The organism is Peribacillus sp. NPDC097284, from assembly GCF_044761765.1.
Classification (GTDB): Bacteria; Bacillota; Bacilli; order Bacillales; family DSM-1321; genus Peribacillus.
Window position 1 is genome coordinate 1 of the sequence record NZ_JBIWCZ010000020.1, and the last position, 13,388, is coordinate 13,388.

General features: G+C 35.5%; 11 protein-coding genes and 2 pseudogenes. 6 read left to right on the top strand and 7 right to left on the bottom strand.

What is annotated here, in order from left to right:
- Positions 1-317, bottom strand: a 317-nt coding sequence (locus ACIQXU_RS19830; RefSeq protein WP_402991875.1) for a TasA family protein, incomplete at its 3' end; no start/stop codon positions are given.
- A 2,578-nt stretch (positions 318-2,895) separates the two neighbouring features.
- Here ACIQXU_RS19830 and ACIQXU_RS19835 point away from each other — a divergent pair.
- The gene (locus ACIQXU_RS19835; RefSeq protein WP_402991878.1) at positions 2,896-3,120 is read left to right on the top strand and encodes a hypothetical protein; all 225 of its coding nucleotides are present in this window, start codon (positions 2,896-2,898) and stop codon (positions 3,118-3,120) included.
- 167 nt (positions 3,121-3,287) lie between these two features.
- Here the strand turns inward: ACIQXU_RS19835 and ACIQXU_RS19840 are convergent, their stop codons facing one another.
- From ACIQXU_RS19840 to ACIQXU_RS19850, 3 genes are read right to left on the bottom strand one after another with little or no spacing between them, the layout of a single operon-like run.
- The gene (locus ACIQXU_RS19840) at positions 3,288-3,914 is read right to left on the bottom strand and encodes a response regulator (protein ID WP_402991881.1); all 627 of its coding nucleotides are present in this window, start codon (positions 3,912-3,914) and stop codon (positions 3,288-3,290) included.
- Between the two features lie 49 nt (positions 3,915-3,963).
- Positions 3,964-5,382: a HAMP domain-containing sensor histidine kinase gene (locus ACIQXU_RS19845; protein WP_402991884.1), complete on the bottom strand. Its 1,419-nt coding sequence runs from the start codon at positions 5,380-5,382 to the stop codon at positions 3,964-3,966.
- Positions 5,366-6,268, bottom strand: a complete 903-nt coding sequence (locus ACIQXU_RS19850; RefSeq protein ID WP_402991887.1) for a substrate-binding domain-containing protein — start codon at positions 6,266-6,268, stop codon at positions 5,366-5,368. The genes ACIQXU_RS19845 and ACIQXU_RS19850 overlap by 17 nt, the downstream gene beginning before the upstream one ends.
- 262 nt (positions 6,269-6,530) lie before the next feature.
- On the opposite strand from ACIQXU_RS19850, the gene ACIQXU_RS19855 reads away from it, so the two are divergent.
- The 4 genes and pseudogenes from ACIQXU_RS19855 (at position 6,531) to ACIQXU_RS19865 (ending at position 10,671) form a co-directional block, all read left to right on the top strand.
- Positions 6,531-7,964: an MFS transporter gene (locus ACIQXU_RS19855; RefSeq protein WP_402991890.1), complete on the top strand. Its 1,434-nt coding sequence runs from the start codon at positions 6,531-6,533 to the stop codon at positions 7,962-7,964.
- A 145-nt stretch (positions 7,965-8,109) separates the two neighbouring features.
- A pseudogene (locus tag ACIQXU_RS20970) lies at positions 8,110-8,338 on the top strand (transposase zinc-binding domain-containing protein); the annotation flags it as partial.
- A 644-nt stretch (positions 8,339-8,982) separates the two neighbouring features.
- Positions 8,983-9,515, top strand: a pseudogene (locus tag ACIQXU_RS19860) (Crp/Fnr family transcriptional regulator); the annotation flags it as partial.
- Between the two features lie 187 nt (positions 9,516-9,702).
- A complete protein-coding gene (locus tag ACIQXU_RS19865; RefSeq protein WP_402991893.1) occupies positions 9,703-10,671 on the top strand; it encodes an NAD(P)-dependent alcohol dehydrogenase in 969 nt (322 codons plus the stop codon).
- Between the two features lie 269 nt (positions 10,672-10,940).
- On the opposite strand, the gene ACIQXU_RS19870 is transcribed toward ACIQXU_RS19865, so the two are convergent.
- The 3 genes from ACIQXU_RS19870 to ACIQXU_RS19880 all read right to left on the bottom strand — a co-directional run bounded on the left by ACIQXU_RS19870 (position 10,941) and on the right by ACIQXU_RS19880 (position 12,477).
- Positions 10,941-11,264, bottom strand: a complete 324-nt coding sequence (locus ACIQXU_RS19870; RefSeq protein WP_402991896.1) for an MDR/zinc-dependent alcohol dehydrogenase-like family protein — start codon at positions 11,262-11,264, stop codon at positions 10,941-10,943.
- 132 nt (positions 11,265-11,396) lie between these two features.
- Positions 11,397-11,600 carry a hypothetical protein gene (locus tag ACIQXU_RS19875; RefSeq protein WP_402991899.1) on the bottom strand — a complete coding sequence of 68 codons (204 nt, stop codon included), beginning with the start codon at positions 11,598-11,600 and terminating at the stop codon, positions 11,397-11,399.
- 118 nt (positions 11,601-11,718) lie between these two features.
- Complete coding sequence (locus ACIQXU_RS19880; RefSeq protein ID WP_402991901.1) at positions 11,719-12,477, bottom strand: SDR family oxidoreductase; 759 nt, start codon at positions 12,475-12,477, stop codon at positions 11,719-11,721.
- Positions 12,478-12,629: 152 nt separating this feature from the next.
- Here ACIQXU_RS19880 and ACIQXU_RS19885 point away from each other — a divergent pair, with 152 nt between their 5' ends.
- Complete coding sequence (locus tag ACIQXU_RS19885; RefSeq protein ID WP_402956444.1) at positions 12,630-13,316, top strand: tyrosine-type recombinase/integrase; 687 nt, start codon at positions 12,630-12,632, stop codon at positions 13,314-13,316.
- Positions 13,317-13,388: the final 72 nt, after the last annotated feature.

Sequence of the window (13,388 nt, forward strand, 5' to 3'; positions counted from 1 at the left end):
TCAATATACTTGCCAAAATCCTCCGTGTTATCCCCTTTGGTATCAACCACGGAATACTGGGTACCCAACGTCACGTCTTTGATATCTAGTGTCCCATCATTATGCAGTTCAAAAACACGCGTCATCGAGTCTCCAGGAGCGATGTTGCTGATATCAATAATCTTTGTGGGTTGCACAGATAAATCGAGTGTCCCCGCCGCAAACGTACCGCTCGCATCTGCACTGTCACTAAAGTACGCGAAAGTTCCCCCCCCAATTAAAGATACCCCCATTATTCCCGCCATAATTCCCATACCTAACTTCTTTTTCAATTCCATATTTACTCCTCCTTAAGCTTTTTCCCCTTTTTTAGGGATGTTATTTTTAAACGACTATCAAGTTGTAGTTTTATAACCGAATCTAATTGATATTGTTCCTTCGCTATCTTCTTTACTTTCAATTCCCCTTAAGGTCTACCAAATGGTAAAACCTGCATTAAGAATAACAACACCCCCAGTAGAATAAGCAGTAAAGCGCTAGTCTCACTTGAATTGATAAAGTGACTGATATAACCAGTATAAGGAATTGTACCCCCAATATAGATGCCCAATGATATATAGGGGCATCCGGTACATTGTTGTGATTGCCCTTTGTTATGTATTGCGTCCCAGTCCCTTAACATTCCGATGGGTAATCAGGATTCCGTCACTTGTTTTATAAGTAACGATCTCCCCTTTTTAACATGATCGGGTTGTACACTAACCGGCTTTCTCTTCATAAATTGTCACTTTCACGTTTCCCCCCCTACGCCGTGCCTCCCCCGGCACAGAAGGCATATCCTGACATGTGTAATCTAACCTACTGCCAGACCTCAATCATTGCATATTCGTATTTTTTTGATGATCCAACATCACTTTGAAACCAAGCATTTGTTTGACAACCTTATCCGTAGATTCTGATTTTTCATTGTACTTACCGCCTATCATACTGTTACGCCAGTCCGGTTAGGTAATTGCTAGGTGTTAAATCGTTATGTTTATACCGTGGAGCCCGGTTCGGCTGAATTTACTGCCTTGTAGGTATTTCACGCGAGATAATATCCGCAAATACCGTTCCAGACGCTTTTAAATCATTACTATTTAGCTGGAGGCTTCAACATTGGTTAGAAACACGCTCCTTAATCGCCTCGCCTCCTGTCACAGCTTAATGCCTTACCTAGTTTATCCCCCCTCCAAAGCCATAAACCGTATAGTCATAAATCGGACAACACCTGCATGAAATTTACCATTTGGTTATATTTGTAAATTCAGATTTTCCAGGTGCATAGATATGATGATCTCTTTAAAAAATATTTAATAGATTCCTTTAAACCTTAGTGTTAATCATAAGCATTACTTAGTGAAAATTTTGTTGGTTTTCGGATTTATAAAAATGTTTTATTTGACAAAACCCTACATTCAATTTGTTTAATAGGTAGGAATCGACGTATTTAATGGATACCTTTCAAAGTATTTGTCAGTTGTTCATAGGTTTTGACCTGTTTTGTAGAGATATTTTTGATATAAAAAAAACTTGTCGATACCTTTAATAATCAAGTCCATGTAGAGCCTGACATTTTATACTCCGGGATATTGGCATGCTATAGAATAGTTAGAGGAGTCGATGGTTACTGAATGTGAAATGGTGCATAATTTGGATTAAAGTTAATACTTCAGAGATAAAAATGCTAATCGAAGAATGTCCAAAAATGAATGTCTAAAAGTGTAGAATTGGAGGATTAAAGAAATTATCAACGCACAGCACTCCACATGTAGTGAGTGTGGATGGTGGACATTTTATATAAAAGAGATGTAGTAGAGTCACCTTTAAACTAAAAGTTTTTTTAAATTTCTCTATATTAGAAGGTCTAGAGAAATTCGTTCCATAACCCGTCTATATAGAGAGAGATTGCGTCTTGATAGCTTAAAAATTATTATTTAGAAAAGAGTTAATAATTTCTTTATTATCTACACCTTTAATTGCAACTTTAAGAACGTCAAATTTACTATCAACATATTTTTTTATAAGATGATACAACATAGCCTGTTCTTGCTCACTTATTTCATAAAATCCCTCTATAATTGTGTTTTATTTGGAGAGGGCGGGAGTTAACCTACACCTTTTTCCTTTCAATTTCATGGAACAAAATAATCTAGAACAACTAATTACATTAAGTCTCGAAAGTTGATTTATCAAAATTCTGTATTGATTATTTCCGGTTATTAAATTCAGCTAAGAAAAATAACTATGTTAGCAATTCACTCTAGCCGATTAAAATGCAGTTAGTACGACAACAACAAAAAAGGTTAGAACCCTTGATTTATCAAGTATTCTAGCCTTTGGAAAGTGATGACCTATGAGGGATTCGAACCCCGACCCCTTCCCTGCCAATCTTATTGAGTATATTCACTGAAGTTCAACTGCGTTAAATAAGTATCAAAAAGTTTGATTCATGGATTGGATAGTTAGCAATTCTTGTTTATCCCATTCAAAATAGGCTTTGTTCCCGAACCAAATCATTCCTCAAAATGATTTGGTAATTGAGTTTCTTCACCTATGACTTGTAAACCAAACTTTTCTTGTACAACATATATATTTGGTTTTCAATTTTTATTATGCAAACTCCAACCACTCCACCGCTTCACAGTGTGTCGACTGTATGTGGCAACATATTGTGCTGATAGGTTTAATTGATTGGCTAAGTCCTACTAAAGTAGAACCTAGCTTTTTAGTATTTTAAATTTTTTATATTTGAATGTTAAAGGGAAATTTCCGTATGCTTTATAAATCCCTTCTTCCTAAGGGATCCGTTAGTTGAATGGGAAAAGAGGTACTTATTCCTGAATCGCGCCTGATAATTTTAAGGTGCTATTTCGATTGTTTAATTTAAAAAGGGAAATAAATAAAAAAATGAAAAAAGTAATTAAATTGCCTCAATCAGAAAAGGGGAAAGAAATACTCATGAAATATATGTCTGATTTTACTTTAATCAGTGAAGATGAGCAGGCAATCCCTGAAAGTATACAATTGATAAATATAACAAAAGAAAATCTCTTCTTAGGCAGGGAGATACCACTTCCATTATATGTTGTTTCATATTAAAGTGATGTGTTAGGAGTTTTTTATAGTGGATTTGATACCATCTGCCCTAGCAGCAAAATTGCGTTACCCAGAGAAACAAGTTCTAGTAATCGTTGGAGGTATGGTTTCTATCCCTCGATATATAAACATTAGCGTACCGAAAAACAGGCACCGACATTCAGCTGCCTCTATATATCAATCAAATTATGTTTAAAAACGAATTCAACCAGTTCGCTTTTTTTAGTAATGTTTAGTTTATTGAAGATTCTTGTTTTATGTGTGTCTACTGTTTTTATACTTATCCGTAGTTCACCTGCAATTTCAGTTAATGAATGTCCCTTAACAATCAGCTGTAGTACTTCTTTCTCGCGGGGGCTTATTGTAGAATACATCTTGTGAATCTTTTCTTCACTCTGCTTATTTTTTATCATTGACGTCATTTCCTTTGGCCGCAAGTATATATAGCCATCCATAACTGTATCAATAGCAGAATACAATTCTTCATCTACAGCTACTTTCGGGACGTAACCCGATGCACCCGCTCCCATAATTAATGATACATATTCCTCATCTTCGTACATTGTTAAAACAATCACTTTTGCATGTTCATATCGTGCCCTTATATTATTTAGTACCTGTAGTCCGTCCATACCGGGCAAAGAAATATCGAGGATCAAAATATCCGGCTCTAATTTATCATAAAGCTCAAGAGCCTTATACCCATCATCAGCTACTCCCACAATTTGATAAGAAGTCCGTTTTTGCAATAAAAGTTTTAACCCTGATATAAGAATGGCATGATCATCAACTAGCATAATACTAATTTTCCTTTTGAAACTCTGTTTCAACTTTACCAACTTCTTTCTAATTTAATGGTAGAGAAACGGAAATTTCTGTCCCTCCCATCTTGTTCGTCCTGATAAAAAATGTACCACCCTGCAACTCTGCTCTTTCCTTCATTCCATGTATACCAATCCTATTTTGTTGCTTAGCTTTTTCAAAATCTGCTTCATGAATTCCCTGACCATTATCATTTATTGTCAAATTGATCCATCGTTTATTAATATCCAAGCCAATCATAATTTCAGTAGCATTGGTATGTTTCACCACATTACTCATGCTTTCTTGAACAATTCGGTATAGAGCCAACGTAACATGTTCAGCTATTGTAACGTCATCATCAGGAACAAATAAATGAACTTGGGTTTTGTATTTTCCCTCAAAATTTCTCGCATATTTTTTTATCGCTGAAACAAGCCCCATCTTATCAAGAATCGGTGGCCGTAATTCGACGGCTAGATCCCTTATCTGTTTTAAAATTCCTGCAGCTATATCTCTGCTTGTATAAAGTAACTCACGTTGTTCACCATCTTTCGCCTCATTAGCCATAATTCGCATGGTTACCATTAATGAGGTGAGAGCTTGACTTGTCTCATCATGAAGTTCACGTGAAATTCTTTTTCTCTCATCCTCTTGAACAGATAATAACTTCGATATCAACTTATCACGCAATAAATCCTTTTGTTGAAGTTCCTTAAGTAAATAGTCCACTTCATTATTAGAATTAATAAGATGATCAGTCATTTCATTAAAAGCTTGTGCCAGTTTTCCAATCTCATCGTTATTGGTTCCTTTTGCTCTTAAGGAAAAGTTACCTGCCGATATGCCTAAAGCTACATCTACTAAAGTATTGATTGGTTTAGTTATCATACGGGTAGCAAAATAAGCCATTCCCATGGCACCAATTGATACTAACAATGTGGCAATCAGTAATTTAACGATTCTAGAATATATATATTCCAACGATTTTTCCTCTGACATCCCCACTCGAACATACCCTACTTCTCCTTCTTCGATAGGAACAATGACATCGTGGATATTACCTTCGTCTGAGGATAAAGTTGTATACTCTTGTTGGGTAATCCCTCTAGGCGTATGTGCCTTTAATATTCCTTTTGGCAGAATCTCAGGATTCGGAAATGTATGGGCATAAAGCATGCGACGACTATCAAAAACTAAGATATAGCGAATTTCTTCATCTACCTTTTTTGTTTCTTTAATAAGATTATCCACCGCATATTGATCGTCAAATAGAATGTAGTCTGAGCTTGTTTCTGCAACATTTTTTGCGATATTGACACCACGTTTCGCGAGATCCTCCGTCATCATATTTGTAAGTGAATCCCATATGATCCATCCAAAAATGCTAGCTAGAAAAAGTGAGGAGAACATGATAGCCCCAAGTATCTTTTGGTTTATTTTCAAGTTATTTATCCATTTCATAAAGAACCTCATAATATTCCGAGTCGAATGGGATAAAGCGATCAATATATAAACCTTGAAGTGCTATCTTCATAGAATCCTGTTCGTGCATAGTAAGAAAACTCGCTTTAATCATTTCCTTTTCTTCCTTAGCTAAATTACTTCTGATAACAACAGGTCCAGTACCTAATGGCATCGATTTTCCGATAATTTTTAATGTTTTGACTTCTTTAGGGTTTTCACGTTCCATCGTTTCAAAAACTAGGGAATTGACAGCTGCAGCATCTACGGTATTATTTAAAACGGCACTAAGGGATCGTTCATGGCTATATGTGTATACATGTCTCCCAAAAAAGCTTTTGATGTCTTCCCCCAAATTTTCCAACTCTTCTTCCACAAAAAGATATCCAGAATAACTTGAAGGATCATAAAATGCAACATCTTTGCCTTCCAAATCATTAATTGTCGAGAAACCGCTTTCAACACTTGCAACAATGTAACCATAATAATAAGGGCTCCCAAATCTTTCTTGCGTTGCAATTCCTTCAAATCCTCCGTTTTCTCTATACGTGATATAAGCTCCTGTTGGAAGCAGGGCTATATCAGCTCCCCCATTGATCATTAGGTTGTTTATTTCATTATAACTTCTGCGTTGGATTAAAATGGCTGGTCGGTTAAGTTTTTTACCGATATAATTTGCGATTTTTCGATAGTAAATAATCGTATCTGTTGGAGAAAGCACACTCGAAATGGCTAACCGGATTGGATCTTGTTTATCCTCTTTACTATCTGTAGGTTGCTTTTCATATTCTGAAAAATCAATTTTATAGGTTGATAGGTTTGACCCACAACCTATTAATAAGGTGATTATTAATAAAACCGGAATAACCTTGAATAATTTTCCCATAGTATCCCTTTCTAGGTCGAATTCCTCAACAACAATTCGCAAATTAGAGTTTTATTCCTAAATTAGTATTTACTATTATATCACAATCATAGTTTCACATTGTCACAATTTTAATAGTATTAGTCGCACAGTGTAGGATATTTTCTGACAGGTAATAGGAAATCTGCTGATAGTTTAAAGGGTTAAAAAGTAAGATAATACTATTATGTAAAACACTTGTGTTACCTACCTTTTTTTAAGCGCTTCCATTATAACAGGAGGGATGCCAATAGAAGATATTTCAAGCAGCTTAATAAAATATGCTAATAGAATCAAGACTTTAGAACTTATAATATACTGTATTGGAGTGGTTTCAGTAATGGAATTAGTTAACCAAAAACAAAATACCGAGAAATTTGCACGCTATCTCTTTCGGCGGAAAATAATTTTTCTGATTGCATTTTTAGGGTATGTATGTGCATATCTTGTGCGGAATAATTTTAAGTTAATGTCAAATAGTATCATGACTACAAATGGATGGGATAAAACAGATATTGCTTTGTTACTTTCTTGTTTAACTATTTCTTATGGATTAGCTAAGTTTTATATGGGGGCGTTAGGAGACCGTGTTAGTATAAGAAAACTTTTCTCGATTTGTTTGGGAGCAAGTGCCCTAATCGCAATTCTCATTGGCTTTTTCAACTCATCGATTGCAGTGTTAGCCATTCTCCTAATATTGAGTGGAGTTGTACAAGGTGCTTTAGCTCCTGCCTCTCAAATGATGCTTGCTAATTATTACTCGAACAAATCTCGTGGAGCAGCCATTGCAGGTTGGAATATCTCACAAAATGCTGGGTCAGCTTTACTTCCTTTGATCATTGTGGCCCTAACCAGTATGGGACTAGTCGTTCCTGAAACAGGAAATATTTTCATGGCATTTTTAGTTCCAGGAGTTTTGGTGCTGTTTTTTGCATATATATGTTGGCGTTATGGCGGAGATAGCCCTGAATTTGAAGGCCTCGATTCCTTAAGAACGATGTATGGTGACGCTGGGGAATCCAATGTGGCAACTGAAGAAGAAAAAGTAGGACTGAGCTATTGGCAATTAATTTGGAAATATGTTTTTACCAATCCACTATTATTGCTAGTATCTGCTGTGAACGTGGCCTTATATTTTCTCCGTTTTGGAATTGCAGATTGGATGCCAATTTATCTTAGTGAAGTGGGGAACTTATCGAATACAAGAGCACAATTGGCTGTTTCAGTTCTTGAATGGATTGCGATCCCGGGGTCACTTGTGTTCGCATGGTTAGCTGTTAAATATCCAAATAAAATGGCTAAAATTGGATCAATTGGCTTGTTTGCCATGGTGGCGTTTGTCTTTTTCTACGAGAGGTTAGTTAGCGGTGGTGTTACAAATTACGCATTATTCTTAGTAGTTTGTGGAATTTTAGGAGCCTTAATTTATGGACCACAATTAATTGTTAACATTCTAACAATTGACTTTGTTCCTTTGAATGTAGCTGGGACGGCAATTGGTTTTGTGGGTGTTACGGCGTATTTAATTGGAAACATGGGTTCCAATTGGTTAATGCCAATTTTAGCTGATCAATTTGGTTGGTTCTGGTCTTATATAGTTGTAGCCTTCTTATCAGCATTCGCAGCGGTAGGCTATCTAGTGTTGTCAAAAGCCGAACAGAAAGTAAAAGTTGTTTAATATCTATATTCTATTATTTATGGTGTTGATGAATCAAAATTCATCAACACCCTTTTTTGTTGTTTAGGAAATTTGAAAATAATCGATTTGTGGATAACTGTTCGGTATAATGTTCGTAATTGAATTGAAAGGTATGAGTTGGGTGATGAAAAGGAATAGTGGGGTCATTAAACGAATACTTAAAGAACATTTCGATGGTTACAGACTTAGGCTATGCAAAATGCCTTGGCTGTGAATATAATTCCGAACCCGTATTTTTTACTTTACTTGTAAAAGCCGTTTTTGTCATAAGTGTGGAAAGCAGTACACTGATGATTAGTCAGAAAAAACAACAAGAATTATTATTCGATGGTCCTCATCGTCATATCGTATTTAAAACTAAGTATTCTTTAGTTTACTAAAGGGTAACAAATTGTGAACAAAGCAAATATCTTGCAAAAGTATCTAATCATCCTAACATTTAGTGCCTTTTAAGTTAAAATAGCGTCATTTGGTTACCTTTCACAAAAGAATGTTATTCAACAATCTGGCCCTTTAGCTGAAGAAAGCATAACCCCTTTTTAGGAATTGCGCCCGATTGTTGAACATCACATTATTCTATTCAAAATAAGAATCAGAATTATTTTACCCTTAAACTTTCACAACATAAAAAGTACTTTATGTGTATACTATGTTGCCACATACCGTATGTGGCAACACATTGATGCTTGTGGATTTAAGTAATTGGCTAGGTCCTACAATCGTAGAACCTGGCCCTTTTTAGTATGCCTAAATTTTTCTTTTGGAATGTTATTAGATTAATTTTTATATGTTTTATTATAAATCCTTTCTTAACTAAAGCATCCCTTTAGTTGAATAGTAAAAGAGACGCTATTTCTATTGTTTCTATCTAATAAAGGTGTTGAAATGATTAAGATACATTTAAATTGCTTCAATTAGAGAGGGATAGAATATATGATTTATATACTCTTAAAATAAATGTCTGACTTTACTTTAATCAGCGAAGATGAACAGCGGGCAATCTGATGGATATAAAAAAGGATAATATCTTCTTAGACAAGGAGAACTTTCCTCCATTAAATGTTATTTCGTATTAATGGGGTGTGTTAGGAAGTTTTTTATAGATGAATCAGGTAAAGAAGTAACATCAAATTTTTTTACTGAAGATCAATCTATTCCAATTATCAACGAAAAGACTCAAGATGACTTATCTAAGTATTCATTAGCGTGTGTTGAAGATTGCATATTAGTTGTTGGTGATGTTGATTCTGAAAATACGATGTTTAACAAATACCCACAACTTGAAATAATGATACGCAAAATGATGGAAATAAACGTTGGTGAAATACAAGAACAATTCGGTGAATTTATTGGTTCTTCTCCAGAAGAACGATACGAATCTGTTTTAAGGAAACGCCCCGAGTTAATTGACCGTGTACACAACATCATTTAGCTAGCTATCTTGGAATTACTCCTGAGTCGTTAAGTAGAATAAAAAAACGAATTAAAAAAAATCATAAAATAGATTTCATCCTTAATTATCCTGCTTAAAAGTAGCAACTAAGCACCGAAGACTGACTCACCAAATATCATTGAACCATATATCACACTTAACCTTTGTGATACCAGCTAAAAATTTTATAAAGTATCTAGAAATTAACTTAAGTCAATGAACGGTTTTTATCTCCTTGTTATTATTAAATTTAATCAAATATATTAGCATTTGGAGGGGATTTTTATGAAGGCGATAGTTTGTGATAAATATGGTTCGCCCGATGTACTTGAATTAAAGGAGGTAAAAAAACCTTTCCCTACCAAGAATCAAGTATTAGTTAAGGTTCATTCAGCATCTTTAAACTTTGGCAACTTAGTTCTTTTGAAAGGTAAACCCTTCTTAGCCCGTTTTGCCTTTGGACTAACAAAACCAAAATACTCAATTCCAGGAGGTGACATAGCTGGTACAGTTGAAGCAGTTGGGGAAAAAGTTAAACTATTTAAAGTAGGTGATGAAGTATTTGGTGACCTCTCTGGTTGTGGCTGGGGTGGTTTTGCTGAATATGTAACGGCCCCCGAATTTGCTTTAGCCATAAAGCCAACCAATATCTCCTTTGAGGAAGCTGCTGCTACTCCTATGGCAGGCGTGACTGCCTTACAAGGACTACGTAATAAAGGTGAAATTAAATCGGGGCATAAAGTATTAATCTATGGCGCATCTGGAGGCGTTGGTACTTTTGCGGTACAAATTGCTAAATCATTCGGTGCTGAAGTAACGGGCGTATGTAGTACACGAAACGTTGAAATATTGCGTTCTCTAGGAGCAGATCATATCATTGATTATACAGAAGAGTATTTCGCACAAGATAAGGAATGTTATGATTTGGTTCTAGGCGTGAATGGTTCTAATTCCCTTGCAGCTTATAAACGTGTACTAAAACTAAATGGGAAATTTGTTCACGTAGGAGGTTCCGAGTCTCAACTTTATCAAACATTATTTCTTGGACCTTTTATTTCATTGACTGGAAGCAAGAAAATAAGTAGCCTGTTACAAAGAGCAAATCAAAAAGACTTAAATGATATAAAAGAGTTACTTGAAATGGGAAAAGTAAAACCAATAATTGATAAACGATTTAAGTTAAGTGAAATAACGGAAGCATTCAAATATTTTCAAGAAGGTCACGCTCAAGGTAAAGTGGTGATTACTTTATAATGAGTTCCTTGCTCCACCATAAATAAATTAGAAATGCGATACCAAAACTTCTAAACATTCTACTTTTTATTTTATTTCACTATTAAACCAATTCTAACCAAGTGAACTTCTCACAATTTGTAGAATGTATGTGGCAACACATTGGTGCTGATGGGTTTAATTAAATTGATCCGATTCCCATTAAAGTGGAATCGATATTTTTTTATTCCTCTTTATCGGTATATTTTATATTATTGCGCCGCAAGTGCAGTTATTGCTGTACTATTATATCAGCCGTTACTATCAGGAGATTGGTATATGGCCGTGGTGAATGGTTCGGAGACAGCCGTTTTGGTTGGTGTAATGAATGACATCGTATTTTTTCCGTTGTGAGCGAAATCTTCCTGGATATAAGATGTACTACAAACTGCGGTTACTTCAGCGCCAAAATCCACAGCAAGCTGAACAGCAAAATGCCCCACTCCACCCGATGCACCATAGATTAAAACCTTATCGCCTGCTTTTAGCTTCCCTACATCCCGTAATGCTTGTAGAGCGGTCTGTGCAGCGCATGGTATTGCGGCTGCCTCTTCAATCGTTGCATTATTTGGCATAAATGTTAGAACATTTTCTTTTGGGCAGACATATTCAGCATGGGAACCGACGCAACTTCCAAAACACGATCGCCAATTTTAAACTTTTATACATTTTTTTCCACAACTTCAACGGTACCTGCACGTCTATTCCTAGAATTTGCGTTTTTGTTTTATAAGACCATTCTCCATTCTTGTTGGCAAATAACCTTTTCGATATAGAGTTTCATATTTATTTACAGAGGCGGAGACCACTTTAATTAATACCCTATCTTCATCTTTGATGAACGGTTTCTCAACATACCTACTCTCCATTACTTCAGGGGAACCATAAGAACTATAAATTGCTGCTTTCAACTGTTTAACCTCCTGTAATTATCAAATCGTTCGATATCATCAATTCCTTTCAAAAAAAAATGAAACCACTTTATATGCTGTTTACTTGATACCTTATTGATAAATTCACTCAGTAAATTTAATTCAGCTTATTCCTTAGATATTCCTCATAAGTAATCATCCCTTTCTTTTGCATAGGATTTGTATTTTTTCCTTCAGTCAAAGAATTGTATAGTTTTCCTGAAAAAGGAATGCTTAAAACATCATTGGTTTCATTGTTAACCTTAATTTTCAACTCCGCCATTTCTCTTAATGTCATTATCTCTGGACCACAGAAATCATCTAATTTTCCTTGTGGGCCTTTATTAACTAAATCGATTAAATGTCTAGCGAATTCATTAACATCCACGCTTTGAAATTTAATCTTTCCAGGGACTATATATCTTTTAAAGAAAGGTTTTGATAAGAATAAATTCTCAACAAAGCTATGAAACTGAGTTGCACGAGCAATTGTATAAGGTACAGAACTATTTTTTAATAATTCTTCTGCTTTGTATTTAAGTTTATAATATTTGAAGGGGATTTCCTCAATACCTACAATTGATGGATAAATAAAAAGTTTTATATGATGCAACTTGCTTAAAAGTTTTTCAAACCCATCAACCTCAATGCTTTTAGAATTTTTTATCGGACTAGTTGCTGCGTGAATAATTACATCAACATCTTTTACCGCTTCTTCTAAACCTTCGCCAGATAATAAATCGCTGTAAACCCATGTAAAGTCTACTCCTTCTGGTTTTCTTCTCGAAGTTATTTTTACTTGATAATCTAAACCTTTTAATTGCTTTAACAAAGCCGACCCTAATTTTCCTGTTGAACCAGTTACAAGTATTCTCAAGTACAACTCTCCCATTCAGATGGATTATCTTTGTACTGTATATTCAGAAGTTGGTTACTTTATTCTACTAACCTCCCTATATGATTGACCAATTGTATGCTCAAAAGTTAAATGAAGGACGATCAAATGCTTATGTAAAGAAGATCCATAACTTGTTATCAAAAGCATTGCAAAAAGCGTTGAAATGGGGTCTAATTCAAAGCAATCCTTCTAAAGATGCCGCTCCGCCATCCATTCATAAGAAACACAAGCAAGTATGGACATTGGATGAAGCAAAAGGATTCCTAAAGGTTTGTGAAGCAGAAAACTGCCTCGCTCTTTTTCTAGTTGCACTGTTCACTGGCATGAGAAGAGGTGAAATCCTTGCCTTGCGCTGGAATAACGTTGATTTAGAAAAAGGTGTGATTCATGTTGCTGAAGCTTTAGCACGAACAAAAGCGCATGGGCTGAAACCGAAAGAGGTGAAAACCGCTCATTCAGAACGAGCAATATTTCTTTCTCCCAGCCTCACAGAAGCTTTGACCATACACAAACAGCACCAAACCGATAATCCTTTGGATCTCGTTTTTCCTTCGAAAAAAGGAACGTATGTCGAACCAAGGAATTTGCTGAGGATGTATAAAAGCTTAACGGAAAAAGCAGACGTTCCGTATATTTCTTTTCATAATCTTCGTCATACACACGCAACCATGTTAATGCGTTCCGGTGAGAACCCAAAGGTTGTATGTGAGCGATTAGGGCATGCACGAGTCAGTATCACGCTCGATATTTATTCACATACAAATGAGGAGATGCAGCGAAAAACGGCCGAACGATTTGACCAGAACTTTTGGACATAATGGACAAAAAAGAAAATACGACACAAGCTGGAACCCTTGACACGATTGATGTAAATGGATGTTTTGTGCAGT